The organism is Rhodococcus sp. UYP9 (assembly GCF_040547235.1).
Taxonomy (GTDB): domain Bacteria; phylum Actinomycetota; class Actinomycetes; order Mycobacteriales; family Mycobacteriaceae; genus Rhodococcoides.
Genome location: NZ_JBEPPH010000006.1, coordinates 203953 through 229150 on the forward strand (window position 1 = coordinate 203953; position 25198 = coordinate 229150).

Genomic DNA, 25198 nt, shown 5'->3' on the forward strand with positions numbered 1-25198 from the left:
GCTAGTGGATGCGGGGGAGCTCGTCCGAGGTCGGGACGATTCCGGTTGCGTAACCGGTGGACCAGGCGAGCACATTGGCGACGTATGCCATCGAATTGTTGTACCGCAGAATTGCCTTGGTCGTCTGGCCGAGATCGCGCAGGTCCAGTCCGCCGTCGCAGAGGTACTTACCGGTGGCGAGAGCCGCGTCGTAGAGGTTCTGGGGGTCGGAGATGCCGTCGCCGTTACCGTCGGCGTGGTAGTGATTCCAGGTCTCCGGTAGGAACTGCATCGGTCCGACGGCGCGATCGAAATGTGGGTCGCCGTCGAGGGCGCCCCCGTCGGTGTCGGCGATGACGTTGTTTCCGGCGAGCGAGCCGTCCAATCGGGGGCCGAGGATCGGTTCGAACAATTCGCCCGCGTCATCTGCTTTGCCGTTGTTCGCATGCGTGGACTCGACGCGGCCGATACCGGCGATGACGGTCCAGCTGATACCGCAGCCCGGCAGCTCGGCGGTCAGGATCTGCTCGGCGTTCTTGTATGCCGACACGTTGACCGTGGGGATGGCGATCGGGCTGGCCATCAGGGACGTGGGTAGCTCGGGCGTCGGCGCAACCGCGGGTTGCGGGGCGACGGCCACGGCCAGCGCGACCGGTGCCTCGGCTGCGGCCACGGGCTGAGCGTCGGTCTCCGATGCGAGGGGACGTGGAGTCTCGACCACGGGCTCCGACTGCTCGGTCGTCGACTCCGATGCCATGAACGGGAGGTACTCCGCTGCTCCTGCGCTGGAAGCCGCAGTGATGAGACCTGCGGGGACAAGACCGGTCAGAGCGATCACCGAATTCCGCCGCATAGTGGAGTTCGATGCTCTTCTGTGACGTCCCACGCCTGGTACCTCCTCGTCGCCCCGTTGTTTCGAGGCTTTCCGTTTGAATTCCGGAGTCGAGGGTACCCGATTCGAGATGATTTCGTTACCGCGCCGTTATAGAGCGTGTCATGCGAGGTCAAGCCGCCGCCGAAACGTTATTCGATGTGATCCGTGCCGGACCCCCATGTCTCCCCGTCACTTTTGGACGCGGGACGTGAGGCTTTCTTTCTGGACTTCTTCGCCGGCGCCGGTGAAACGCCGTTCAACTGTTCGAGAAGTTCCCTGATCTCGTCGAGTTCGCGGCGCAGATAGTCGCGGGTGGCGACCTCGCCGACGGCGATGCGCAGTGACGCGAGTTCGCGGGCGAGGAACTCGGTGTCCGCTTTGGTCTGCTGCGCTCGTGCTCGATCTTCCTCCAGCGACACGCGGTCGCGGTCGTCCTGACGGTTCTGCGCAAGCAGGATCAGCGGTGCCGCATATGCAGCCTGGGTGGAGAACGCGAGGTTGAGCAGGATGAACGGGTATGGATCCCAGCGCAGATTGACCGCAACGACGTTGAGGAAGATCCAGACGATGACGATGGCGGTCTGAATGATGAGGTAGCGCCCGGTGCCGAGGAATCGTGCAGCCTTTTCACCGGATCTGCCCACGTCGACGTCGAGGTGGAAGTTGAACAGCTTGGTCCCGCGTGGGGTGTCCATCCGTTGGCGGGCTGTTTCCTTCATCGGCCGGCCACCTCTTGCTCTCGCCAATCCTCCGGTAACAGGTGATCGAGAAGGTCGTCCACTGTTACCGCACCCACCAAATGGTCCTCGTCGTCGACTACCGGGCCGCAGACCAGGTTGTATGTCGCGAAATACCGCGTGACGGTCGTCAAACTGTCGTCGGTGGAGAGACGGGGGAGTGCACTGTCGAGTACACCACCGATCAAGCTGGCGGGCGGTTCACGGAGCAACTGCTGCAGATGAACGCATCCGAGATAGGACCCTGTAGGCGTCGCGGTCGGCGGTCGAACGACGAAGACCAACGAGGCCAATGCCGGAGTCAGATCCGGATTACGCGCCCGCGCGAGTGCTTCGGCGACGGTGGTCGACGCCGTCAGGATGACCGGCTGGGGCGTCATCATGCCACCGGCCGTATCGGGAGAGTGCGCGAGCAAACGGCGAACAGGTGCCGAGTCCTCCGGGTCCATCAGGCGCAGTAGTGATTCCGCCTCGGTTTTCGGCAGCTCACCGAGCAGGTCGGCGGCGTCGTCGGGGTCCATCGCTTCGAGCACGTCCACCCCACGGTCGACGCCCAGGTAATGCATCAACTCCACCTGATCGTCATCGGGTAGTTCCTGCACGATGTCGGCCAAGCGTTCGTCGTCCAGCGCCATCGCTACTTCCATCCGCCTTTTGACGGGGAGTTCGCGCATCGCGTGCGCCACGTCGGCGGCACGGAGGTCCTCGAACTGCATCAGAAGTTGCGCGACGCCCTGTCCGGGCAACGACAGTTCGTTCTGCGTCAAACCCTGCACGTGCTGCCAATCGACCACGTGGATCGCGCCGCGTCGGGCAAGTCGTTGACGCTGGCGCCGCACTGCGACACGAGCGACGAGCCAATCCCGGGTACGTGTCAGTTCGATCCCGAGATCCACCACGATCGAGTCGACATCGTGCATCTCTTCGAGCTCTGGGTCGTCGACGCGGACCTTGGAATCGAGGATCTGCGCGAAGACCAGAATCTCGTTCGCGCGCTGGGTGAATCGACGCAGACTCACGTTGCCGGTGTTGAGTTGCACCGAGTTCGGCTCGATACTCGTGACTCGAAGCATCGGCACGAAAATTCTTCGGCGCGTGGAAAGTTCGACGACCACGCCCAGCACGCGCGGTTGGGCGCGTCCGATGCGCATGGTGATGACCAGATCGCGCACACGGCCGATCGACTCACCATCGGGACCGAGAACCACCAGGCCCGCCAGCCTGGCCGCAAATACCTTGCTCAGAGCTGCCATGATGTCAAGGTTAGAGCGTCAACGGATATTTCAGAGAATCAGACAGGGGTGGCGTGAACGTGACTTCGGTGGAGCGAGACCGTCCGCGTCGATCGGTTCTTGCCGTTCCCGGCAGTTCCGCGAAGATGATCGAGAAAGCCAAGACACTTCCCGCCGACGCGATCTTTCTCGACCTCGAGGATGCGGTCGCCGCGATCGCGAAGGTAGAAGCGCGTGGACGGATAGTGGAGGCGCTCAACTCCGACGGCTGGGGTGAACAGATCAAGGTCGTCCGCGTCAACGATTGGACGACGCCGTGGACGCACGGTGATGTGATCGAGGTCGTCTCCGGTGCAGGCGGCAACCTGGACGCGATCCTGCTCCCCAAGGTCGAGACCGCCTCGCACGTCCAGGCGCTCGATCTGTTGCTCACGCAGGTGGAAAAGCTTGCGGGTCTGCCGGTGGGCGCAATCGACATCGAGCCACAGATCGAGAGTGCGAGAAGCCTGCGCAACATCGACGCGATCGCTACTGCGAGTCCTCGTGTCCGAACCCTGGTCTTCGGTCCTGCAGACCTGATGGCCAGCGTCAACATGCGCACACTTGTCGTCGGCGAACAACCTGAGGGCTACGACACCGGCGACGCTTATCACCACATTCTGATGACCATCCTGTTGGCCGCGCGCACCCACGGGCTGCAGGCGATCGACGGACCGTACCTCCAGATTCGCGACCTCGACGCGTTCCGGCGCGCCGCGGGACGCACCGCGGGCCTCGGTTTCGACGGGAAATGGGTACTGCACCCGACGCAGATCGATGCTGCCAACGAGATATTCAGCCCGCGTCAGTCCGACTTCGACAAGGCCGAGATGATCCTCGAGGCCTACGAGTTCCATACCTCCGCCGCAGGCGGCGGCCGTGGTGCTGTCATGTTGGGGGACGAGATGATCGACGAGGCCAGCCGAAAGCTTGCGCTTGTCGTATCGGCGAAGGGGAGAGCCGCAGGCATGACGCGGACGACCTCGTTCACGCCGCCGGCAACGTAATTCGCCCGGAGACACACAGGGCATGGTGAAACACCACAACGGGTATCTGTTGTGTCCGTTCCCAGGCACAATGGATACATGACGAATCCACTCTCGCAGCCCGGCCGCGGTGGCCAAGGACTTCCGACTCCTCCGTCAGGATGGCCGATCGGCTCCTACCCCACCTATGCCGAGGCTCAGAAGGCTGTCGACTACCTCTCCGATCAGGAGTTCTCCGTTCAAGACGTCACGATCGTCGGCGTCGACCTCATGCAGGTCGAGCGAGTCCTGGGCAGACTCACGTGGGCCAAAGTTATTGGCGGAGGAATTGTTTCGGGCGCGTGGCTGGGCGTATTCCTCGGTCTCGTCCTCGGAATCTTCACCAACGGCAACCTTTTCGGTGCTTTGGCCATCGGAATCGTCGGCGGCATCATCTTCGGCCTCATCTCCACTGCCATTCCGTACGCAGCAACGCGCGGGCAACGTGACTTCGCGTCGAGCATGCAGCTCGTCGCCGGTCGCTACGACGTCTTGTGCGAGCCCAAGAGTGCCGAGAAGGCCCGGGACATGCTCGCGAAGCTGTCGATCTGACCCGATAGCGGAGTCAGGGACATTACGGAATAGTCCCAATTTCGCCTCGAGGACTGTGAGTTCAGTTACGTTTCTCTACGCGCAGGGTAGACCAGAGCAACTGCTGCGCGAGTAATCGAAAATACGGAGGCGGAAAGTGCCGAGACAACGTGGTCCGAGGCCGAGAAACGCAACCAGGATAGGGGTGTTGGCCGCAGCTGCTCTGGTCGTCACTCCGTTGTTGGCGGCATGTGGATCTTCAGACAGCAGCACCCCGGTGCTGAGTTTCTATACAGCCGCGGACGGTGCCGAGCAGTACGCGGCCGCCGCGCAGGCCTGTTCGGCGGCGTCGGGTGGCCGCTACACCGTGGAGCAACGAACACTCCCCAAGAGCGCCAACGATCAGCGGCTTCAGCTGGCTCGACGGTTGGCGGGCAACGACAGTTCACTCGATCTGATGACACTCGACGTCGTCTGGACGGCGGAGTTCGCCGAAGCAGGTTGGGCGCTGCCGGTTCCCGAGGAGTTGTCCGCCACACTGCGCGACGGGTCGACCCTCGAAGGTCCCCTGGCAACGGCGCAATGGCAGGACCAGCTGTACGCGGTTCCGCTCAACTCGAACACGCAGCTGCTCTGGTATCGCCCGGACCAGGTTCCCGGCGGCGTACCCCCGCAAACGTGGGATCAGTTGATCGACGTCGCCGAAGCGAATGCGGCAGAGGGCAAACCGTCGTACATCGGGGTTCAGGCCAAGCAGTACGAGGGCCTGATGGTGTGGTTCAACAGCCTCCTCGTCAGCGCAGGCGGGCAGGTAGTCGGTGATGACGGTACGACTGTCACCCTCAACGACACTCCGGAGCATCGCGCGGCCACCGAAAAAGCACTCTCGATCATGAAACGAGTTGCAACCGCCGACGGTGCGGATCCGTCGATTTCTCAGACCGACGAAGCGACGGCCCGACTCGGACTCGAAGCAGGTAGCTCCGCATTCGAGGTCAACTACCCGTTCGTCCTGCCCGGCCTGAAAGAGAACGCGATCGCCGGTGCGGTTCCATTTCTCGATCTGTCGAATGTTCCTGCCGATCAACAGGATGCGGCAATCGCCGAGGTCTTCCGAAGCGCTCCGTATCCAGCTGTCAAGGAAAACACGCCCGCCAAGGTCACGATCGGTGGATTCAACATCGGCGTGGCGAACACGACCCAGCACGAGGACCTCGCCTGGGAAGCCGTCGCATGCTTGACGAACGAGGAGAACCAGCGAAACAACGCAGTCAACGGCGGCGTGCCACCGGTCCTGCGGCAGCTTTACCAGGATCCTGAGTTCCAGGCGGTCTACCCAGCGTGGGAAGGCGTGCTCAACTCGATCGAGAACTCTGCGGTCCGACCCGTTTCCCCGGCATATCAGTCCATTTCGATCCTGCTCACCGACGCGCTGAATCCACCGCAGAACATCGACCCTGTCGCCGACGTGGACAAGCTCGCCGATCTCGTTACCAAGGCCGTCAACTCGGAAGGGCTGATCCCATGAGCGCACCGACAACCGAGCCCGAATCCGGGTCCGTCGCGCCGGCCAGACAGGATGCGCTGAAACAGATATCAGAAGGTAAAAAGGCCGAGCGTCGACTCGGGCTCATGCTGGTTGCGCCCGCCGCGATCATCATGGTGGCAGTCACCGGGTATCCGATCGTCTATGCACTCTGGCTCAGTCTGCAGAAGTACAACTTGGCCTTCCCCGACGACCGTGAGTTCGTAGGCTTCTCGAACTACGTGACGGTGCTCTCGGACAGTTACTGGTGGCAAGCGTTCGGTGTCACAGTGGGAATCACGATCGTGTCGGTGATCATCGAGTTCGTCCTCGGGTTGGCTGTGGCACTTGTCATGCACCGCACCATCTTCGGTCGCGGTCTCGTTCGTACCGTGGTCCTGATTCCGTACGGCATCGTGACGGTCGCGGCGGCATACAGCTGGTACTACGCGTGGACGCCGGGCACCGGGTATCTCGCCAACCTCCTGCCCGACGGCAGTGCGCCTCTCACCGAACAGTTCCCGTCGTTGGCGATCATCGTCCTCGCCGAGGTGTGGAAGACCACGCCGTTCATGGCTCTTCTGCTGCTGGCCGGACTCGCACTCGTCCCGGACGATCTGCTCAAGGCTGCCGAGGTCGATGGGGCCGGTGCCTGGACGAGGTTGCTGCGCATCACGATTCCGCTGATGAAGCCGGCGATTCTCGTCGCGGTCCTCTTCCGCACCTTGGATGCGTTCCGCATCTTCGACAACATCTACGTGTTGACCAAGGGCAGCAACGGCACGGGCTCGGTGTCGATTCTCGGTTACGACAACCTGTTCGGCGCATTCAATCTCGGACTCGGTTCGGCGATCAGCGTTCTCATCTTCTTCTGCGTCGCCATCATCGCGTTCGTGTTCATCAAGCTGTTCGGGGCTTCGGCGCCGGGCTCGGACGACGGAGGCCGTAAATAATGACGACAGTGACGCCTCGTAAGAAGGTCGGCTGGACGGTCATCAATGTCCTCGTCCTGCTGTACGCGCTCGTTCCGTTGGCCTGGATCATCAGTTTGTCGTTCAAGTCGACGGCCACGATCACCGACGGCGCGTTCATTCCCCGGTCCTTCACGTTCGACAACTACAAGGGAATCTTCTCCACCAGTCAGTTCACGTCGGCTCTGATCAACTCGATCGGAATCGGTCTCATCACCACGGTCATCGCCGTCGTGATCGGCACGATGGCGGCATATGCCGTCGCGCGATTGGACTTCCCCGGCAAGAAGTTGCTCGTCGGTGTCGCGTTGCTCATCGCGATGTTCCCGCAGATCTCGCTCGTCACTCCGCTGTTCGACATCGAGCGTGCTCTCGGCCTTTTCGACACCTGGCTGGGTCTGATCATCCCGTACACCACGTTCGCTTTGCCGCTGGCGATCTACACGCTCTCCGCGTTCTTCCGGGAGATTCCTTGGGAGCTCGAGAAAGCGGCGAAGATGGATGGCGCCACTCCAGCTCAAGCTTTCCGTAAAGTCATCGCTCCGCTGGCGGCTCCCGGCATCGTGACGGCCGCCATCTTGGTGTTCATCTTCGCCTGGAACGACCTGCTGTTGGCCATCTCGTTGACTGCGACCGAGAGGTCCATCACCGCGCCCGCCGCGATCGCGCAGTTCACCGGCAGCTCGCAGTTCGAGGAGCCGACAGGATCGATCGCAGCAGCAGCAGTGGTCATCACCATTCCAATCATCGTTTTCGTGCTCTTTTTCCAACGACGCATCGTGGCGGGCTTGACGTCCGGCGCAGTGAAGGGATAACCGTCATGTCCGAAATTGTTCTCGAAAACATCACCAAGCTCTTCCCGGACGGTGCCGCTGCCGTCAGCGACGTGTCCATGACCATCGCGGACGGCGAGTTCATCATTCTCGTCGGGCCGTCGGGGTGTGGAAAGTCCACGACGCTCAACATGATCGCGGGTCTCGAGGACATCTCGTCCGGTGAGCTGCGTATCGCAGGGGAGCGTGTCAACGAGAAGGCTCCGAAGGATCGCGATATCGCGATGGTGTTCCAGTCCTACGCGTTGTACCCGCATATGACGGTGCGACAGAACATCGCGTTCCCGTTGACTCTCGCCAAGCTCAGCAAGAACGAGATCAACGAGAAGGTGGAGGAGGCTGCGAAGATCCTCGATCTGACCCAGCACCTCGATCGTCGGCCGGCAAATCTCTCCGGCGGCCAGCGTCAGCGAGTTGCGATGGGGCGCGCCATCGTTCGCACCCCCAAGGCGTTCCTCATGGATGAGCCGTTGTCGAACCTCGACGCCAAGCTGCGTGTGCAGACGCGTGCGGAGATCTCCAGGCTGCAGAAGCGTCTGGGCACCACCACGGTGTACGTGACGCACGATCAGACCGAGGCCATGACTCTCGGCGATCGGGTCGTGGTGTTGCGTGGTGGACGCGTGCAGCAGATCGGCTCACCGCAGGAGCTCTACGACAAGCCCAAGAACCTGTTCGTGGGCGGTTTCATCGGATCTCCTTCGATGAACTTCGTGCCGGGACAGCTCACCGCGAACGGTGTGTCCACCGACCTCGGCGACATCGAGCTTCCACTGGACCGAATGGACTCGATCAAGTCGAAGAATCCGGGGCGTGAAGTTGTCGTCGGCATTCGGCCCGAACATTTCGAGGATGCTGCACTCATCGACGGTTACCAGAAGATCAGCGGCGCGGTCTTCACCGCGAAAGTCGACGTTCTCGAGTCGATGGGCAGTGACAAGTACGTGTACTTCACGCTCGCGGGTGCTCAGGTCGAGTCCGCCGAACTACAGGAATTGGCTGCCGATGCGGGCATCGGCAATCTCGGTGGCGCGCAGGTCGTTGCACGGTTGGCGGCAGAGTCCAAGGCAGCCGAGGGCAGCCAGATCGAGTTGTGGTTCGATCCCGCGAAGGTGTCCGTGTTCGACCATGCATCGGGTGCAAACCTGACCCTGTAGGCGGTCCGGCGCGCAGGTAGGCGGAAATCGATGGCCCACTATCGGTTTCCGTGTACCTGCGCGACCCCGCTGTCGCGCGCAACCTCGGTGACGTTGACGGTTACAGGTGGTTCCACTCGTATTGCCGTTGCAGCCAAGGCCACGATGGTGCACGCGATCGCTCCGGCGACGAATGCAAACGTGTACACCATTTCGCGTGGAATCGAGGTTCCTGCAATGGTGTAGGTGGCCAGCATAGTGGTGAGAAGTGCACTCGCAATGGACGTTCCGACGGTTCGGACGATCGAGTTGACGCTGTTCGCGACGCCGGTGTCGGAGGCGGAGACCTCGGCCATCAGCAGGTTCGGTATCGCCGCGAAGGCGAGGCTGACGAAGACGCTGACGATCGACGTCGCGAGAATGACCTGCCAGGTGGCGGTGTGGAAGAAGACGAAGAACACGAAGCCGAAGACTCCGATTCCACCGCTCGTGATCAGTATCGGTCGTGCACCGAAGCGTCGGATGAATATCCCGCTGCAGGTTGCGGCAATGACGCCGACGACAGCTCCGGGCAGCAGATACACGACGCTGGCCCCGAGCACGGTTGCGCTGAAGCCGTAACCGGCGAGTTCACGAGGTGTCTGCACGAAGTACGAGCACGCGAGGAAGTTGACGAACATTCCGATACCGACGAAGAGTGTTGCGATATTGGTCGCCAGCAGCGGTCCGTGCGTGAGTAGGCGCGGTGCCACGAGGGGAGCTGCGGTCTTGTTCTCGAATATCCACCACAGTGCGAGCGTGATGGCTCCGATGATCGCGCAGGCAAGGTTCGCGACCGAGCCCCACCCCCAATCCCTGCCCTGCGTCAACGCAAGGAAAAGCAGGACCAGCGCTATGGCGAGGAGGACTGCGCCCCACCAGTCCACCGAGCCACGGCCAGTGCGGGCTCGCGCTGGAACGGCGAACCACGCGATCACGAGAGCCCCGAGGACGAACACCGCGGTCAGCCAGAAGACGCGGTGGTAGTCGGCGCCGTCCGCGGTCAGCAAACCCGTCAGGACGAGCCCGAACCCGCCACCGACGCCGAGAGTGCCGGAAAGAATGGCCATCGAGCCGACAAGTTTTCTGTGCGGCATCTCGTCGCGAAGGATTGCCAACGCAATCGGAAACAGCGCGTACGACACACCTTGAAGCACCCGTCCGAAGATCAGAAGTGCGAGGGAGTGGGTGCTCGCGGCGATGAGGGAACCTGCGAGCACGAGCAGCAGAACGCCGATGAGTACCGGGCGTTTGCCGTGCAGGTCTGCCAACCTGCCGATGACCGGGGTCGCGACGACGGCGGCGAGGAGATTGGCGGTGAGCACCCATCCGGCGGCGGTAGGGCTGACGTCGAGCTGCATCCCTATCGTTCCGACGATCGGGATGACCATCGTCTGGAGGACGGCAACCGTCATCACCACGAAGCACAGACCCGGCAGCAGTAGAACTCCTGGTCGTAGATCTTCCGTGCGAACCGCGGATGACATGCGGAAGAACCCCGTTACATTTCGATGGAGCAAGAGACATCAAAAAACTTGATGTGTGCACCTAAATGCTTATCAGAGTTTCTGTAGAGGGGGAAGGCGCGCATGTCTCTCGCGACTACGACGCGAGGTTCACGAACGTTGGGTGTCTCGCGCCCGCTCGCGGAGTTCGGAGACGATCTCGTCGTTCCAGATATGTTCGCGCACCAGGCGATACCGTTCGCGGATCATCCACAGGTACGCCTCGGCGTCCGTCTTGCCTTCCAGGATGTCGGCGGCGCGCACCATCCTGACGACGGGGAGGAACTCTTCGCCGAACCAGCGTCGGGCAACGGTTGGGCGATCGACGAATTCGGATAACTCCTGGATCAGCCGGAAACCCCAGGCCTCGACGCATTCGCTCAATTCCGCGTACTCGAACGGATCGGTGACCTGCACCGCGTCGCGGGCTTTGCCGACCAAGGGCACGCGGGTGAGGAAGATGCGTCGGTGATCTTTGATGAGCAGATCGCCGCGTCTGGTGATGCCCTCGGGGGAGATGCGCGTGATGATCTCGGTGACCAGAGCGTCGATCGTGGTTCGGTGCATGGCGAAAGCGATGGACACCCGATGGTGGCCGTCGAGTACGAAATGCATCGACCCGATGCGATACACCTGAATCGGCGGCATGGACTCGCCGCGTCGTTGGGCCGCCGCGAGGCGCTGCCACCGCTCCCGAACCCGTGCCGAGGTCGGCCGGAAGAATCGATCGAAGTCGCGTGTGCGGTCCACGCTTCCGACGATGGAGTCGACTCGGATGACCTGCAAGCCGAGTTGGCGCTCACCCACCTTGCCGAGGGCGGCGACGACCTCGTCGAACGGCAGGATGGTGTTGACATCGTCAGGCTGTCGACGCAGCCACCCGACCAATCGTGCGATGTCGGCGCGACGGCGCTGCCGCGTGAAATCGTTCTCCGCATCGGCGGTGGGAAAGCCGGTGTCACGTGCCATGTCGTCGCCTCACGATCGTGGGTACGTTCTCAGCTGCGCGGCCACCCGGTTCGATCTCGAGCAAGGTGTATCCGACCGTGTTGAGGACGGTGGCCCCGTGCAACTCGAGGTCTTCCGGTGTCTGCCCGTGGGGATGGATGTGACCGTGCACAAGCAACTGGGGTTGCAGCGAACGGACGACGTCGTCCAGACACTCGAATCCGACGTGCGCGGGATCGGTGTCGTCGCCGACTCCGAAGGGCGGGCTGTGTGTCAGGAGCACGTCCACACCGCGCAGGTCGCCGCGCACCGTTCGTTTCCACGACTCGGTGCGGGTGAGGGACCTGGCTCGGCGACGCTGTTGACGTTGAGTCCACTGATTCGGGCCATCGTTGTAGCGAATCGATCCACCCAGGCCCGCGATGCGTAACCCCGCCGCCGACACGATGGTGCGGTCGGCGTTCACCGCACCTACCGGCCCTGGCCAGGTGCTGGGCAGACCCGCGCGCATCCATCCGACCCGCCCGGCCGAGTATCCCGTCAAGTCTGCGTCGTGATTTCCGGGGACGAACACGCACGGCGCATTCAACGCATCGGTCAGGTATTCCAAGTATTCGAAGGGCAGGTCGCCGGCCCCGAGAACGAGGTCGACATCGAGCGAGCGCACCTGTGTGCTCCACAGGGTCTCGATAGTTTCGTCGGAGACGGCTAGGACGGAGACCACGTGCCCGACGCTACCGACAACCACCTTTCCTGATGCACCGAACGCGTCGTTCGGACTGCGGTGGTGTTGGATGGCACTGTGAGCGACAGCGTCATTTCCTCGGTCCGCGCACAGCTCGTCGCGCAGATCGGGGACGAGAATCCCCGCCCCTACTCGGTCACCTTCCTCGGTCTCGAATCGTTGGAAGTGCTGACATTTCTGCCCCGGCAGGATGCGTTCGCCAGATTCGCGACTCTGGGATGTTCTCGATACCCCATGTCCGATCCCAGTGAGATGATCGCCGACGCGACCCGCGGTCCCCGAGCCGAACTCATTCTCATCACAAGAGTCTTCGACGGTATCGACACCTCGTTCCTGCAGAACATCGCCAAGTTGGCGGCGTCGCCGTCGGTGGAAGGGGTGGTTCTGCGCCCTGATCTTCTGCTCGATATCGGCGAACCGTTGTGGAAGGGCGCGCCCTTCACTGCGGTGTTGCTCGGAGACAGTGAGATCGACGATCTGGTGCTGCCGGAGCCTGCAGATCCGGTGAAGTTCCTGCAGTTGGTTCCGATCACCAGTACCGAGGCGGCATGGGTACGACTGCGCGGCGCCGAAGCGCTTCGGGACGCATGGAAAGAAGCAGGTATCGACGTTCGCGACCCTGCTCGGTCGGCTGTGACCCTCTAGTCACGCCGAGTTCTACGCGGCTTGCCGGCGGTCAGAGCCAGTTGTTGCGCCGGAACGTCGCGAACAAGCTGATGCAAACGACCGCAACAACTCCGATGACGCCGTAGTAGCCGTATTTCCAATGCAGTTCCGGGATATTGTCGAAGTTCATGCCGTAGATGCCTGCCACCATTGTCGGCACCGCGGCGATCGCCACCCACGCCGAGATCTTGCGCATGTCCATGTTCTGCTGCATCGTCACCCGCGCCAACGCCGCATCGACCAGCGAACTCAGCACCTCGTCGAACTCGGCCACCCGCTCCGCAACCAGCGTGTGGTGGTCCGCGACATCGCGCAGGTACCGGCGTATCGCCTTCGGAACAGGAGTGTCCACACCCTGCACCAACTGGCTTAACGGTGTCGACAGTGGCGTGACCGAGCGTCGCAACTCGACGACCTCGCGTTTGAGTAGATAGATGTTCTCGATCGGAACGTGATCATCGGGGGAGAACACTTCCTCCTCCATCACGTCGACGTCACGTTCGATCGAAGACGTCACCGCCAGATACTCGTCGACGACGTGATCGGCGACGGCATGCAGAACTGCGGTCGGCCCCAGCGCGAGGTGCTCCGGATTCTGCTCCAGTCGATGACGCACGCCGGAGAGCCCGGAATGTTCGCCGTGCCGGACGGTCACCACGAAGTCCCGACCGAGGAAGACCATGATCTCCCCGCTCTCGACCAACTCGTTGGCCGTCGTCGCCGATTCGTGCTCGACGTAGCTCACCGTTCGGAGAACGAGAAACGAAACGTCGTCGTATCGTTCGAGCTTGGGGCGCTGGTGGGCGTGAACCGCGTCCTCTGCCATCAACTCGTGCAGGCCGTAGCACTCGGCCACACTGTTCATCTGGCCTTCGTCCGGGGCATGCAGGCCGACCCAGACGAATCCGTCGCCGCGTCTGCGGACCTCCGCGATGGCAGCGGAATGGGTGAATTTGCCTTCCAACCGGACGCCGTCGACGTACACGGCGCAGTCGACGATCGCGCGGGCGGTCGGCACCGGGACTTTCGGCACGCGAGCCGCCGACCGGGTAGAGGGCCGCAGCGAGTGCAGGGACGGCAGCGAAGGCCGTGGTGGTAGAGATGGCATGGCTGCACTCCTTCGTCGAGGGCGGGTTCTTCGAGGGCGGATTGTTCTGGGCGGCGGGCGACGCGCAATCGTACGCCTGAGAGACTTTCTCTCGTGCGCATCGATCTTCACACCCATTCTTCCGCCTCCGACGGCACCGATACGCCGGCGGAGTTGGTACGTGCGGCGCGCGCGGCAGGTCTCGATGTCGTTGCGCTGACCGATCACGACACTACGGCCGGTTGGGACGAGGCGATGGAGGCGGCGCCTGCCGGTCTGACCGTGGTGCGCGGAATGGAGATGTCCTGCACCGGTCGAGGCGAGGACGGTGATCCGGTTCCGGTGCACCTGCTGGCGTACTTGTTCGATCCCGAGAACGAAGCCTTCGCGCTCGAACGTGCGCGATTGCGCGAGGAACGCAGTACGAGGATCAGGCGCATGGCCGAGCTACTGGCCGTCGACTATCCCAGCATCGACCCGGAGGACATTCTTGCCAGGACCGGTCCGTCGGCCGGACGACCCCACCTGGCACGTGCACTCGTCGACGCCGGCGCCGTCCCGAGCGTGCAGGCAGCGTTCGACGGCCCCTTGAGTACCGGGAGCCTGTACTACGTCCCCAAAGTCGATACCCCGCTCGATCGGGCCGTGAAGATGATCGCGGCAGCGGGAGGAGTCAGCGTGCTCGCGCACGCACGCGCCAGGACCCGGGGAAGACTGCTCGATCTCGCACAGATCCGTGAACTCGTCTCGCTCGAGCCCGGAGGAACCGGAGGACTCGGGGGTATCGAGGTCGACCATGCCGATCACAACGCCGAGGACGCTCGGGTACTCAGAGAGCTCGCCGGCGAGCTCGACCTGATCGTCACAGGCTCGTCCGACTATCACGGTCGAAACAAGGAACTCAAGCTCGGTCGACACTTGACGTCCGTGAACGACTACGAGCGGTTGGTATCGCAGGCATCTGGACTGTCTGTATGAGCTTCGATACCACTCTCTACCTCACAGTCCTGATCACTCTGTTCGTCATCATGGACCCACCCGGTGCCATTCCTGTCTTCCTGTCCCTGGTCGGACGCAAGAGTAAAGAAGAGCGACATCGCGCCGCCTGGCAAGCTCCCGCGGTCTCGCTGACGGTCATCACCGTCTTCGCCATCGGTGGCCAGGCTATTCTCGGCTACCTGCACATCGGAATACCGGCGCTTCAGGGTGCGGGAGGTCTGCTGCTTCTACTCATCGCACTGTCACTGCTCACCGGCAAAAGTGCAGGTGGTGGCACCGAGGCCGAGGAAGTCAACGTCGCCCTCGTCCCCCTCGGCACCCCGCTGATGGCGGGGCCGGGTGCGATCGCAGCCGTCATCGTCTATGTCAGCCAAGCCGACGGGCGGGTCGGGTCCCTCGCAGCCGTCGCGCTTGCCATCGTCACCATTCACATACTGTTCTTCGCAGTGCTCAGATTCTCGACGGTATTGATACGAATCCTGGGTGTCGGTGGCATCACCTTGCTTGCTCGCATCGCGGGCCTACTGCTGGCTGCAATTGCCGTCCAGCTCATCGCGGACTCGGTCCGCGGCTTCATCACAGGAGGTTGACGGGTGTGCTTAGAGCGTTGAGTGGGGCCGTCGCAGCAGGGCTCGTCGTCATGGCCATCCTTGTCGTGGGCGCCCAGTACCTTGGAAATCAACGTGCGTTTCCCGGGCCGGGCACAGTCTCGGTAGTGGCCCACATCGCGGCCGCAGTCGCCGCCATCCTCGCGCAGCACTTCGCCGATCACCGTCGTCGAGGGTCTTCGGCTCTCGCATCGACCGTCGTTCTTGTCATCGCAGGTGTGTTGCTCTGGACTCAGTGGTGGAGTTGACCTCACATGTCGGTGGCGATGCCCGACATGTTGCCAACCCGCAGACCGCAGTGGCACACTGACTTCTGCAGTTTTCGGCGCCACCGCGTCATACCGACTGTGTAGATCGGTACACCCGTAGACGCAGCCGTACGATGGCGCGCTCGGTGACACCTCCCTCGAATTGCTGAACGGTATCGAAACCGGATTCCATAGGAGCTAACGTGTCCACCGTGACCGAACCGACCAGCAACACAGCAAACCTGTCCGCTATCACCGACGAGGAAATATTCCTCGGCCACGTCGGTGGAAAGCTGTCCGTGGAACTGACCTCCCCACTCGAGACTCAGCGTGACCTTTCCATCGCGTACACCCCAGGGGTAGCCCAGGTGAGTCGCGCTATCGCGCACGACGCCGCGCTTGCCAAGAAGTACACCTGGACCGACCGCCTCGTCGCTGTCATCTCCGACGGTTCGGCTGTACTGGGGCTCGGCGACATCGGCCCCCGCGCATCGCTTCCGGTCATGGAAGGTAAAGCGGCACTGTTCAAGAAATTTTCCGGCCTGAACTCCATCCCGATCGTCATCGACACCCAGGACGTCGACGAGATCGTCGACACCATCGTTCGTCTGCGTCACAGCTTCGGTGCCGTCAATCTCGAAGACATCTCGGCGCCGCGCTGCTTCGAAATCGAGAGGCGCGTCATCGAAGCCCTCGACTGCCCGGTGATGCACGACGACCAGCACGGCACCGCCATCGTCGTTCTCGCTGCCCTCAACGGCGCAGCGAAGTTCCAGGGGCGTAGCACTGCAGGGTTGAAGGTCGTCATCTCCGGGGCCGGTGCTGCAGGCGTCGCGTGCGCCAACATTCTTTTGGCGGCAGGCACTCCGGATGTCGTCGTGCTCGATTCCAAGGGAATCGTCTCGGCCGATCGCACCGACTTGAACTCGGTGAAAACAGACCTGGCATCGCGGACCAATCCTCGCGGGCTGTCGGGGAGTGCTGCCGATGCGCTCGCCGGAGCCGACGTGTTTCTCGGAGTCTCCGCTGGACAGATCGACGAGTCCTGCATCGCGTCGATGGCACCGGAGTCGATCGTGTTCGCCCTCTCGAACCCGGATCCCGAGATTCACCCTGAGCGAGCGAGCCTCTACGCCGCGATCGTCGCGACAGGTCGCAGTGACTTCCCGAATCAGATCAACAATGTGCTCGCCTTCCCCGGCGTGTTCAAAGGCGCACTCGACGCCGGAGCACGCCGCATAACCGAAGGCATGAAACTCGCCGCTGCCGAGGCAATCCTCTCGGTTCTCGGCGATGAGTTGGCTGCGGACAAAATCGTGCCGAGCCCGCTCGACCCTCGCGTAGCCCCGGCCGTTGCGGACGCAGTTGCGGCAGCAGCGCGAGCCGAGGGTGTCGCGTAGGACCGAATAGAAGAAGCACCCCGGACCTAGCCTCAACCAGGCATGGTGCGGGGTGCTTTTTCGTTCTCTCGAGCTAAACCTCGGCCACGCGCGAAGGCATGCGTTTGAGCCGACCTGTACCCGGAACCGAAGCCCAGACCGCAAGGGCCAGCAGACCGTCCACGATCAGGGTCAGCACCGCGACCAGGATTGCGCCGACAAGCACGCGCCCGTAGTCGTAGAGTGCGAGGCCGTCGAAAATGTAGCGACCGAGCCCACCGAGGTTGACGTAGGCCGCAACGGTCGCGGTGGCGATGATCTGAAGCGTGGTGTTTCTGAGGCCACCGATCATCAGCGGCAGCGCGTTGGGGATTTCCACGCGGAAGAGCACTTGCAGTTCGGTCATGCCCATAGCTCTGGCAGCGTCCACCACATCGGCGTCGACGTTCGCAATTCCGGAGTAGGTCCCGGCAAGGAGAGGTGGAATACCGAGGAGAACCAGCGCGATGATCGGGGGCACCAGTCCTAACCCGATGACCAGAACCAGGAACACCAGAATGCCGAGTGTCGGTAGCGATCGGAGTGCATTGACGAGTCCGACGACGAGGGCTTCACCTCTCCTGAGGTGTCCGATCAGCAGGCCGATGGGTATCGCGATGGCCGCCGAGATCACCACCGCGAGCAGGCTGTACCAGATGTGCTCGACAATGCGGGCGCCGATTCCGGTGGGCCCGGCCCAGTTTCCGGCGTCGAAGATGTAGGAAAAGGCCTCCGAGAACAAGTTCATGCCGGCCTCTCCGTCGAGCCTGTGGCCTTCTGGGAAGCGGTGGTCTTCTTCTTCGAGGCCGAGCTGAGGCGAGTCCACGGTGTGAGCCAACGGCCGAGTAGATACAGCACCGCATCGAATACGAGCGCCAGAAAGACGATGGAAATGATGCCGGCCACGATCTGGTCCGGGTAGTCACGCTGATAGCCCTGGGTGAACAGTTGACCGAGGCCACCGATGCCGATTACCGAGCCGACCGACACGAGCGAAATATTAGTGACCGCCACGACCCTGACGTTCGCGATCAGCACCGGAAGTGACAGCGGCAACTCGACGGATACCGCGCGCCGAATCGTCGAGTAACCCATGGCCTCGGCAGAATCGACCACTGCGAACGGCACCGAGTCCAACGCTTCGGGAACGGCCCGAATCAGAAGAGCAGTCGAGTACACCGACAGCGCGATGACGACGTTGAGCGGATCGAGAATGGGGAGACCGACGATCGCTGGAACAGTGACGAACAGTGCCAGTGAGGGGATGGTGAAAGCAATGCTGGCCAGCGTCAGCGTGGTGCGTCGCACCCATCGTGTGTTCCGGATGAGTGTGCCGACTGGTATCGCAATGACCAGTCCGATGAGCAACGGAACAAGCGAAAGGTAGAGGTGCGTCTTGGCGAGGCCCAGGACGACATCGAAGTTGTCGACCAGCCACTTCACTGCTTGTCGTCCTCGCTGTGTTGGATGGAACTGCTGTGTTGCCCCGAACTGAAGTGGTGCCGGTTTCGTTCTTCGTCCTCGGACTTACGTTGCATAGCAAGGTTTTCGAGGATCTCTGCGGCGTCGACGCTGCCGACAGCTGCTCCGGTGTCGTCGACCGCGACCCCGATTCCCGACGGCGACGAGATGGCCGAGTCGAGCGCTTGGCGCAGATCCCCACCTTGGGTGAACAGTGACCCGCCCGCTGCGGTGCTGTCCTCCAGCGCCCGACCGTCGCGAACCTTCTCGACCCCGGTGACATCGATCCAACCGAGTGGACGACGTGCCGAGTCCACAACGAGAACCCACTGCCCCTGGTTCAGCCGAAGGGACTTCACTTCGCTCTCGGTTGCGGTGTCGATCGAGTGCAGGGTGACCGACTGAGCCGACCTGAAGGAGAGTCCACGGTAGCCACGATCGCGACCGACGAACGAGGCCACGAAGGAGGTGGCCGGTGCAGACAAGATGGTCTCTGGCTTGTCGTACTGCTGCAGTCTCCCATGGGGTCCGAAGACGGCAATGTGATCGCCGAGTCGGACGGCTTCGTCGATGTCGTGAGTGACGAACACTATGGTCTTCTTCAAGTCCGCTTGTAGGCGGAGCATTTCGGTTTGCAGGTCCTCGCGGACCACCGGATCGACAGCACTGAAAGGCTCGTCCATCAACAGGATCGGCGGATCCGCGGCCAGTGCGCGGGCGACACCGACTCTTTGCTGCTGGCCACCGGACAACTGCGCCGGGTAGCGAGAAGCGAAAGCTGGGTCGAGGCCTACTCGTTCGAGAACATCCAATGCGGCCTTGCGCGCGGCGCGCCTCGTGGCGCCACGCAACACCGGCACGGTGGCGACGTTGTCGACGACCGTGCGGTGCGGCAACAGGCCTGCGCTCTGAATGACGTACCCGATGCCGCGCCGCAGCTTCACGGCGTCGGCGTCGGCGATGTTCTTTCCATCGACCGTGATCACTCCCGAAGTGGGAGTGATCATGCGGTTGATCATCCGCATCGAGGTTGTCTTACCGCAACCCGACGGCCCGACGAACACCGTGAACGACTGGGGTTCGATCACCAGATCAAGCGAGTCGACGGCCGTCGTGCCGTCCGGATATGTCTTGTTCACACTCTCGAAAGTGATCACTACTGGGGTGCCTCTCGTCGGTGCACTGGCAAACCGCCGGTGAAGAGCATGCGTCGATGGACGTGCAATCAGCTGATCGGCTTGTCCAGTCCCTTCTGCGCTACCCAGGCCTTCGCCGCTGCCGCCGGTTCGACTTTGGCGTCACCGGAAACCGAAGTGTTGAGGGCGATCAGTTCTTCGGTGGTGATCTGCGCGGACACTGCGTCGAGGACTTTCGTGAGCTTGTCCGACTGCTTCGCGGTATTGAGGACCGGGATGATGTTCTGTGCAGCGAAGTTGTTCTCCGGGTCCTCGAGTACTACGAGGTCGTTCTGCGCGATTGCGGGCGAAGTGGTGAAGATGTCGGCGGCAGTGACCTTGCCGGAGACCAGAGCTTCGACGGTCGCTGGGCCGCCCCCGTCGGAGATCGGAACGTAGTTTCCTGCCGCGATGTCGAGGCCGTACTTCGAACTCAACCCCGGTAGCCCACCGACGCGTTCCTGGAACTCGGGCGTGCCCGCGAAGGTGACGTCCGCAGAGAAGGGCGCTAGATCGCCGATTGTGGTCAGCTTGCGTTCGGTGGCCGTCGAACGGCTGACGACGACGGCATCCTTGTCCTCACCGGGTGCCTGTGCCGTCACGGACAAGTCCGGCCCGAGTGCGTCGGGGAGGGCAGCCAGAACATCCTCGGACGAAGTCGCCGTTGCCGACTCGTCCAAGTACTGTAGGAGGTTGCCTGTGTAATCGGGGACCAGATCGATCGACCCGTCCTTCACTGCCGGGATGTAGGCTTCACGGCTGCCGATGTTGAATTTGGTCCCCACCTCGAAACCATTGGCGCGCAGTGCTTCTGCATAAATATTCGCCACGGTCTCGGACTCCGGGAAGTTGGCCGAGCCCACCACGATGGAGTTGGTGTCCCCGTTGCTCCCGCCGCCACTGGACAAGGGATCGTCATTGTTGCCGCATGCTGTCAGCGCGAGCGCCGAAATCGACAGTGCAGCCAGGACGCGTGTGGTTCGGGTGATGTTCATGTGGTCCTTCCATCGGTACCGGCGCGTCGACTGACCGGTTCTCTAGGCAGCTCGGGATGGTGATCCGAGCAAGTCTAGACATAGGGTTGCCCCGAAGAGCATCTCGTTGGCCTCAGTTCCCGTTGTGGTGGAACGATAAACCTTGCCACCGACATCGGCTGTGAACGGAGCTTGTGGAAAAGTGCGTGTGTCAGGCCTACGGGTCGTAGTTCTAGCCCTCCTCTCGTGCGCCGCGATGTCGTGCGGGGCAGCTGAGCAGCCTTCCTCGACCATCGTGGTGGGTTCATCGGACACCGTGCACAGTGAGCTTTTGGCGCAGATTTACGCCGGGGCGCTTCGCTCGACCGGAGCAGAGGTGCGCACCGAGTTGGACGCGGGTGACAGCGGTGACTCCCTGGCGGCACTCGACCGAGGCGACGTCGACGTCGTGCCGGAGCTGATGGGCGAACTCCTCGACACGTTCGATTCGACGTCCGAGGCTACCGAAGCGGACGATGTGTTCGCCGACCTCAACAAGTCGCTTCCGCAGGGGTTGTCCGTCTCGGACTATGCCACCGCCGAAGACGGTGTGGCACTGGTCATCGCCGACGGCGCGCCTTTTTCGGGAGCCGAAACGATCACCGATATCGCGTCGAACTGTTCGCAGGCCACGGTATCGGTCACTTCGGCGAACGCCGAGGCATTGAACAGAGTGCGGGATCGCTACGGGTGCAGTTTTGCCTCGGTCCGGATCGAGGCCGACGAAGATGCAGTCGTCGAGGCGGTCGAGGTAGCGGAGGGTGTGTCCGCCGGCGTGATTCGTACCGCGTCGTCAGGGCCGAAGGCCAAGGATCTGACCGCACTCGAAGACGACGAAGGAGCGTTCCGGGCCCAGAACGTCGTACCACTCTTTCGAGACGGCGTGTTGAACGAGAACGAAATCAAAGCGTTCGGCGTGGTCGCCGGTGAATTGACGACCGCAGACCTCGCCGACATGATCGGCGAGGTCCGCGGGGGTGCGAAATCAGACGAGGTCGCTGCTCGTTGGCTCGGCGAACACAACCTCTGAAGTGCGCACTCTCGTGCCGAGAAATGCGCCCATGTGGTGCACTGCATCAGCTGCCTCGCGCAGTATCGAGGCCTGCAGGTGCGCGACGTGCCACAGCTTTTCGTATTCGACATAGTCGACTTCGACGCCGGACAACAGGAGCTTGTCGTGAAAGGCGACGATCTGTGGATACAGCACCTCGGATGTTCCGACATGCATGACGACCGGCGGTAGCCCCGACAAATCCCCGTGCAGGGGAGCGAATCTCTGATCGAGTGGATCACCTTCGTGCAGATACGCATCGGCGGAGGAGAACGACCAAGCCGTATTGACGACCAGATCTCGATCGAATTGCGCGTCGCGAGCACCAGGGTCGACCCATGGAGAGATCAATCCGAGTGCGGCAGGCAGAATTCCGTCGTCCACGAGTCGACGAGCCGTAGCAACTGCCAGACCACCGCCGGCGGAGTCGCCTGCAATCGCAACCCGATCAGCACTGAACCCGTGCGAAGTCACCAACTCGCGGAAGGCGGCAACGGCGTCGTTCAATCCAGCGGGCAACGGATTTTCCGGTGCCAGTGAGTAGTCGAGAACGTATACCGCGCTGGCAGACTCGCGAGCAAGGTGTGCCGCCAGCGAGCGGTGAGTGGCAATCGAACCGATGGTGTACGCGCCGCCGTGCAGGTAGAGCACTGCCGTCGTACGTTCCGTCGCGCCGACTGTGATGCGTTCCGCCTGTCGTCCGGCGAGCGTGAGCTTTTCGCTGACGGTTCCGTGCGGCAAGGTCTGCAGTGGAGATGCCGCTTCGAGAATTTTGCGTTGAACCGTGAACGGTAAGCGCGCATTCAACGCCAACCGATAGAACGGCTTCAACGATGCAGCGACAAGGGGGAGTGGCAGATAAAAGGACCTCATGCTCTATATCTTTCGCGGCATGACGCGGGCGGACACCGTGGCGATGACCCGCTGATACTTCGAACCGGTCACCCGCTGCAACAGGTCGAGCGCGATGGCATCGGCTCCGATGAGCACTCGGCCCTTCCCCTTCTCCACCCCCGCGAGGATGGTCTTGGCTGCCTTGTCAGGTGTGGTCTTTGCCAGCTTCGAATCGAAGAACTTCGCAACGGACGCTTGGTCGTAGTTCTCGGCGACGGTGGCATTACGCGCGATAGCGGTCTTGATGCCACCCGGATGCACCACTGTCATCTTCACCGGCGCCTTCGAGATCAGTAGCTCTATCCGAAGTGCCTCGCTGAACCCGCGGACCGCGAATTTCGCGGCGTTGTATGCAGCTTGCGACGGCATCGCCAATAACCCGAAGAGGCTCGAGATGTTCACGATGTGTCCGTCACCGGAAGCTTGAATATGGGGAAGAAATGCCTTGGTGCCGTTGACAACTCCCCAGAAATCGACATCGACGATGCGCTCGATGTCCTTGAACGAGGAGCTCTCCACGTCACCGTGATAGGCGATACCCGCATTGTTGTAGATCTGATTGATCTTCCCGAATCGGGCGGCGACGGCATCTGCATAGTCGAGCACGGTCTCGCGCTGCGTGACGTCGAGGAAGTCGGACTTCACCTCGGCGCCGAGTGCCTCCGCCTGCCGAACGGTCTCTTCGAGCCCGTTGACGTCGACGTCCGAGAGTGCGAGCTTTGCGCCTCGCCGGGCAAGCTCGAGCGCGAGTGCACGGCCGATCCCCGAACCTGCGCCGGTGACGACTGCTACTTTGCCGGTAAATTCGTGCGCTGACTTCGAACTCACTGTGTCACTACCTTGGTGTCGGTGCCGGCCAGGGTGCTGCCGAGAGGGCTGGGAAGGTCGGAAGCTGCAGTACTGCGGTACGCAGCGAGGTCGAACTTTCTGGTGATCTTTCGGAAACGGAACGTGAAGTCCGGCCACAGAGTGGTGTTGTTGCCATGTTTGTCCAGGTACCAGCTAGCACAACCCCCGTTCATCCAGACGCTGTCGGCCATTCGGTCCTGAAGATCGGCGTTGTAGTCGTCCTGGATATCCTTTCGAACCTCGATGACGCCGATGTCGTGCTTGTCGATCGTGTCGATGGCGTCGATGACGTAGTTGAGCTGTGATTCGATCATGAAGACCATCGACGTGTGTCCCAAACCGGTATTCGGGCCTACGAGAAAGAACATGTTGGGGAAGTTCGAGATGGCCGCGCCCTTGTATCCCTGCTGACCTTCCTTTTCGAAGGTCTGCGCGAGCGACTCACCGTTCTTGCCGTAGATACCCTGGTACGCAGGCGAATCCGTGACATGGAAACCGGTGGCCACGATCAGCGCATCGATCGGGCGTTCGGTTCCGTCCGTGCTGACGATCGAGTGGGCGCGAACCTCGCGGATACCCTCGGTGACGAGGTCGACGTTCGTGCGGTCCAAGGCGGGGTAGTACGTATTGGAGATGAGCATGCGCTTGCATCCGATACGGAAGTTCGGCGTGACCTTCTTACGCAACGACTTGTCCTTGATGCCGTTGACGATCTGTCGGCGCGCTACCAACTCCAAAATTTTCATCAGCTTCGGCTGCTTGGCGAGGCCGAGGACCTGAGTCTCGCGCGCTGCGTAGATTCCGGTCCGCGAGAGGCGCTGGAATCCGGGAATGTGCTTGAACGCGAAGCGCTCGAACTTTGTGTAGGCGCGGTCGGCGCGAGGAAGAATCCAGGGCGCGGTTCGCTGATAGACGTCGAGGTGCGAGACCGTCTCCGCGATGGCAGGGACGATCTGGATGGCGGAGGCGCCGGTTCCGATGACCGCGACGCGTTTGCCGTCGAGCTTCGCGTCGTGATTCCACTGCGCCGAATGGAAAATTTCACCCTCGAAGCCTTCGATTCCCTTGATAGGTGGAAGGTTCGGCTCGCACAGTGCGCCGACGGCGGGAACGACGATCTTTGCCGAGTATTCACCGGTGCTGGCGCTGATGTCCCACCGTGAAGTGTCTGCATTCCAGCGAACCGAGGTGACGTCCGAACCGAACACGTGTCGGTCCATGACGCCGTACTTGCGAGCGACGGATTCGATGTACTTCTGGATTTCGGGCTGCGTGGAGAACGAGCGAGTCCACTCCGGGTTGAGGGCGAACGAGTACGAGTACAGGTGCGAGGGAACATCGCACGCAGCTCCCGGGTAAGTGTTGTCGCGCCACGTCCCCCCGACGTCGCTTCCACGTTCGAGGACGAGGAAGTTCCTCTTGCCCTCCTGCGTCAGCTTGATCGCAGCACCGAGGCCTGCGAACCCGCTACCGATGATGACAGTGTCGACCTGGCGCGGCGTAGTCACGCGCTCCGAAGTGTCCGTTACCGAGAGACTCATGTAAGTGAGCGTAGAAGCTTGTTGAGTGTGAGTCAACAGTTATTGACTGTTGATCAGTAGACTGATGTG

At 62.0% G+C, this 25198-nt stretch carries 26 protein-coding genes; 12 read left to right on the forward strand and 14 right to left on the reverse strand.

Annotated features, from left to right (window positions below):
- Window position 1: 1 nt before the first annotated feature.
- The 3 genes from ABIB36_RS17830 to ABIB36_RS17840 all read right to left on the reverse strand — a co-directional run bounded on the left by ABIB36_RS17830 (window position 2) and on the right by ABIB36_RS17840 (window position 2843).
- Entirely contained in the window at window positions 2-865 is an 864-nt protein-coding gene (locus ABIB36_RS17830; RefSeq protein WP_354561484.1) for a lytic transglycosylase domain-containing protein, read from the reverse strand.
- Window positions 866-1002: 137 nt separating this feature from the next.
- A complete protein-coding gene (locus ABIB36_RS17835) occupies window positions 1003-1572 on the reverse strand; it encodes a DUF1003 domain-containing protein (protein ID WP_354561486.1) in 570 nt (189 codons plus the stop codon).
- Window positions 1569-2843, reverse strand: coding sequence for a magnesium transporter MgtE N-terminal domain-containing protein (locus tag ABIB36_RS17840; RefSeq protein ID WP_084346015.1), 1275 nt, complete (start codon window positions 2841-2843; stop codon window positions 1569-1571). The genes ABIB36_RS17835 and ABIB36_RS17840 overlap by 4 nt, the downstream gene beginning before the upstream one ends.
- Before the next feature lie 59 nt (window positions 2844-2902).
- On the opposite strand from ABIB36_RS17840, the gene ABIB36_RS17845 reads away from it, so the two are divergent.
- From ABIB36_RS17845 to ABIB36_RS17870, 6 genes are all read left to right on the forward strand, one after another.
- Window positions 2903-3868 (forward strand): HpcH/HpaI aldolase/citrate lyase family protein, encoded by a 966-nt coding sequence (locus ABIB36_RS17845; RefSeq protein WP_354561490.1) that lies wholly within the window; start codon window positions 2903-2905, stop codon window positions 3866-3868.
- A 78-nt stretch (window positions 3869-3946) separates the two neighbouring features.
- Entirely contained in the window at window positions 3947-4438 is a 492-nt protein-coding gene (locus ABIB36_RS17850) for a YflT domain-containing protein (protein WP_084346014.1), read from the forward strand.
- 184 nt (window positions 4439-4622) lie between these two features.
- Window positions 4623-5945 (forward strand): extracellular solute-binding protein, encoded by a 1323-nt coding sequence (locus tag ABIB36_RS17855; RefSeq protein ID WP_084346013.1) that lies wholly within the window; start codon window positions 4623-4625, stop codon window positions 5943-5945.
- On the forward strand, window positions 5942-6895 hold the full coding sequence (locus tag ABIB36_RS17860; RefSeq protein ID WP_084346012.1) for a carbohydrate ABC transporter permease: 954 nt from the start codon (window positions 5942-5944) through the stop codon (window positions 6893-6895). Before ABIB36_RS17855 ends, ABIB36_RS17860 begins: the two co-directional genes overlap by 4 nt.
- On the forward strand, window positions 6895-7728 hold the full coding sequence (locus ABIB36_RS17865) for a carbohydrate ABC transporter permease (RefSeq protein ID WP_084346011.1): 834 nt from the start codon (window positions 6895-6897) through the stop codon (window positions 7726-7728). The genes ABIB36_RS17860 and ABIB36_RS17865 overlap by 1 nt, the downstream gene beginning before the upstream one ends.
- 5 nt (window positions 7729-7733) lie before the next feature.
- Entirely contained in the window at window positions 7734-8903 is a 1170-nt protein-coding gene (locus ABIB36_RS17870; RefSeq protein WP_084346010.1) for an ABC transporter ATP-binding protein, read from the forward strand.
- A gap of 38 nt (window positions 8904-8941) precedes the next feature.
- Here the strand turns inward: ABIB36_RS17870 and ABIB36_RS17875 are convergent, their stop codons facing one another.
- The 3 genes from ABIB36_RS17875 to ABIB36_RS17885 all read right to left on the reverse strand — a co-directional run bounded on the left by ABIB36_RS17875 (window position 8942) and on the right by ABIB36_RS17885 (window position 12098).
- Window positions 8942-10408: an MFS transporter gene (locus tag ABIB36_RS17875; RefSeq protein ID WP_354561497.1), complete on the reverse strand. Its 1467-nt coding sequence runs from the start codon at window positions 10406-10408 to the stop codon at window positions 8942-8944.
- Window positions 10409-10537: 129 nt separating this feature from the next.
- Complete coding sequence (locus ABIB36_RS17880) at window positions 10538-11395, reverse strand: chromosome partitioning protein ParB (protein ID WP_354561499.1); 858 nt, start codon at window positions 11393-11395, stop codon at window positions 10538-10540.
- On the reverse strand, window positions 11385-12098 hold the full coding sequence (locus ABIB36_RS17885; protein ID WP_354561502.1) for a metallophosphoesterase family protein: 714 nt from the start codon (window positions 12096-12098) through the stop codon (window positions 11385-11387). Before ABIB36_RS17885 ends, ABIB36_RS17880 begins: the two co-directional genes overlap by 11 nt.
- Before the next feature lie 78 nt (window positions 12099-12176).
- Between ABIB36_RS17885 and ABIB36_RS17890 the strand changes: the two genes are divergently transcribed.
- Window positions 12177-12764 (forward strand): suppressor of fused domain protein, encoded by a 588-nt coding sequence (locus ABIB36_RS17890; RefSeq protein ID WP_354561504.1) that lies wholly within the window; start codon window positions 12177-12179, stop codon window positions 12762-12764.
- A 31-nt stretch (window positions 12765-12795) separates the two neighbouring features.
- On the opposite strand, the gene ABIB36_RS17895 is transcribed toward ABIB36_RS17890, so the two are convergent.
- Window positions 12796-13893, reverse strand: coding sequence for a magnesium and cobalt transport protein CorA (locus ABIB36_RS17895; protein WP_354561507.1), 1098 nt, complete (start codon window positions 13891-13893; stop codon window positions 12796-12798).
- Window positions 13894-13986: 93 nt separating this feature from the next.
- Here ABIB36_RS17895 and ABIB36_RS17900 point away from each other — a divergent pair, with 93 nt between their 5' ends.
- The 4 genes from ABIB36_RS17900 to ABIB36_RS17915 all read left to right on the forward strand — a co-directional run bounded on the left by ABIB36_RS17900 (window position 13987) and on the right by ABIB36_RS17915 (window position 17127).
- Entirely contained in the window at window positions 13987-14850 is an 864-nt protein-coding gene (locus tag ABIB36_RS17900) for a PHP domain-containing protein (RefSeq protein WP_354561509.1), read from the forward strand.
- Entirely contained in the window at window positions 14847-15461 is a 615-nt protein-coding gene (locus ABIB36_RS17905; RefSeq protein ID WP_354561512.1) for a MarC family protein, read from the forward strand. Before ABIB36_RS17900 ends, ABIB36_RS17905 begins: the two co-directional genes overlap by 4 nt.
- A gap of 5 nt (window positions 15462-15466) precedes the next feature.
- Window positions 15467-15727 (forward strand): hypothetical protein, encoded by a 261-nt coding sequence (locus tag ABIB36_RS17910; protein ID WP_354561514.1) that lies wholly within the window; start codon window positions 15467-15469, stop codon window positions 15725-15727.
- 203 nt (window positions 15728-15930) lie between these two features.
- The gene (locus ABIB36_RS17915; protein WP_354561515.1) at window positions 15931-17127 is read left to right on the forward strand and encodes an NAD(P)-dependent malic enzyme; all 1197 of its coding nucleotides are present in this window, start codon (window positions 15931-15933) and stop codon (window positions 17125-17127) included.
- Window positions 17128-17200: 73 nt separating this feature from the next.
- On the opposite strand, the gene ABIB36_RS17920 is transcribed toward ABIB36_RS17915, so the two are convergent.
- From ABIB36_RS17920 to ABIB36_RS17935, 4 genes are all read right to left on the reverse strand, one after another.
- A complete protein-coding gene (locus tag ABIB36_RS17920) occupies window positions 17201-17893 on the reverse strand; it encodes an ABC transporter permease (protein WP_084346003.1) in 693 nt (230 codons plus the stop codon).
- Window positions 17890-18588 (reverse strand): ABC transporter permease, encoded by a 699-nt coding sequence (locus ABIB36_RS17925; protein ID WP_354561517.1) that lies wholly within the window; start codon window positions 18586-18588, stop codon window positions 17890-17892. The genes ABIB36_RS17920 and ABIB36_RS17925 overlap by 4 nt, the downstream gene beginning before the upstream one ends.
- Window positions 18585-19763, reverse strand: a complete 1179-nt coding sequence (locus tag ABIB36_RS17930) for an ABC transporter ATP-binding protein (RefSeq protein ID WP_354561520.1) — start codon at window positions 19761-19763, stop codon at window positions 18585-18587. Before ABIB36_RS17930 ends, ABIB36_RS17925 begins: the two co-directional genes overlap by 4 nt.
- A gap of 68 nt (window positions 19764-19831) precedes the next feature.
- Complete coding sequence (locus ABIB36_RS17935) at window positions 19832-20776, reverse strand: ABC transporter substrate-binding protein (RefSeq protein WP_084346000.1); 945 nt, start codon at window positions 20774-20776, stop codon at window positions 19832-19834.
- A gap of 187 nt (window positions 20777-20963) precedes the next feature.
- Between ABIB36_RS17935 and ABIB36_RS17940 the strand changes: the two genes are divergently transcribed.
- The gene (locus ABIB36_RS17940; protein WP_354561523.1) at window positions 20964-21824 is read left to right on the forward strand and encodes a glycine betaine ABC transporter substrate-binding protein; all 861 of its coding nucleotides are present in this window, start codon (window positions 20964-20966) and stop codon (window positions 21822-21824) included.
- On the opposite strand, the gene ABIB36_RS17945 is transcribed toward ABIB36_RS17940, so the two are convergent.
- The 3 genes from ABIB36_RS17945 to ABIB36_RS17955 are packed head-to-tail and all read right to left on the reverse strand — an operon-like array spanning window position 21780 to window position 25129.
- Complete coding sequence (locus tag ABIB36_RS17945; RefSeq protein ID WP_084345998.1) at window positions 21780-22718, reverse strand: alpha/beta hydrolase; 939 nt, start codon at window positions 22716-22718, stop codon at window positions 21780-21782. The two genes, ABIB36_RS17940 and ABIB36_RS17945, sit on opposite strands and share 45 nt — an antisense overlap.
- A gap of 3 nt (window positions 22719-22721) precedes the next feature.
- Window positions 22722-23567: an SDR family NAD(P)-dependent oxidoreductase gene (locus ABIB36_RS17950; RefSeq protein ID WP_084345997.1), complete on the reverse strand. Its 846-nt coding sequence runs from the start codon at window positions 23565-23567 to the stop codon at window positions 22722-22724.
- Window positions 23564-25129, reverse strand: a complete 1566-nt coding sequence (locus tag ABIB36_RS17955; protein WP_084345996.1) for a flavin-containing monooxygenase — start codon at window positions 25127-25129, stop codon at window positions 23564-23566. Before ABIB36_RS17955 ends, ABIB36_RS17950 begins: the two co-directional genes overlap by 4 nt.
- Window positions 25130-25198: the final 69 nt, after the last annotated feature.

Excerpts from the sequence above, each read along its gene's own strand:
- ABIB36_RS17835 (WP_354561486.1), bottom strand. The coding sequence starts at position 1,572 with ATGAAGGAAACAGCCCGCCAACGGATGGACACCCCACGCGGGACCAAG.
- ABIB36_RS17840 (WP_084346015.1), bottom strand. The coding sequence starts at position 2,843 with ATGGCAGCTCTGAGCAAGGTATTTGCGGCCAGGCTGGCGGGCCTGGTG.
- ABIB36_RS17850 (WP_084346014.1), top strand. The coding sequence starts at position 3,947 with ATGACGAATCCACTCTCGCAGCCCGGCCGCGGTGGCCAAGGACTTCCG.
- ABIB36_RS17860 (WP_084346012.1), top strand. The coding sequence starts at position 5,942 with ATGAGCGCACCGACAACCGAGCCCGAATCCGGGTCCGTCGCGCCGGCC.
- ABIB36_RS17865 (WP_084346011.1), top strand. The coding sequence starts at position 6,895 with ATGACGACAGTGACGCCTCGTAAGAAGGTCGGCTGGACGGTCATCAAT.
- ABIB36_RS17870 (WP_084346010.1), top strand. The coding sequence starts at position 7,734 with ATGTCCGAAATTGTTCTCGAAAACATCACCAAGCTCTTCCCGGACGGT.
- ABIB36_RS17875 (WP_354561497.1), bottom strand. The coding sequence starts at position 10,408 with ATGTCATCCGCGGTTCGCACGGAAGATCTACGACCAGGAGTTCTACTG.
- ABIB36_RS17880 (WP_354561499.1), bottom strand. The coding sequence starts at position 11,395 with ATGGCACGTGACACCGGCTTTCCCACCGCCGATGCGGAGAACGATTTC.
- ABIB36_RS17895 (WP_354561507.1), bottom strand. The coding sequence starts at position 13,893 with ATGCCATCTCTACCACCACGGCCTTCGCTGCCGTCCCTGCACTCGCTG.
- ABIB36_RS17905 (WP_354561512.1), top strand. The coding sequence starts at position 14,847 with ATGAGCTTCGATACCACTCTCTACCTCACAGTCCTGATCACTCTGTTC.
- ABIB36_RS17920 (WP_084346003.1), bottom strand. The coding sequence starts at position 17,893 with ATGAACTTGTTCTCGGAGGCCTTTTCCTACATCTTCGACGCCGGAAAC.
- ABIB36_RS17935 (WP_084346000.1), bottom strand. The coding sequence starts at position 20,776 with ATGAACATCACCCGAACCACACGCGTCCTGGCTGCACTGTCGATTTCG.
- ABIB36_RS17945 (WP_084345998.1), bottom strand. The coding sequence starts at position 22,718 with ATGAGGTCCTTTTATCTGCCACTCCCCCTTGTCGCTGCATCGTTGAAG.
- ABIB36_RS17955 (WP_084345996.1), bottom strand. The coding sequence starts at position 25,129 with ATGAGTCTCTCGGTAACGGACACTTCGGAGCGCGTGACTACGCCGCGC.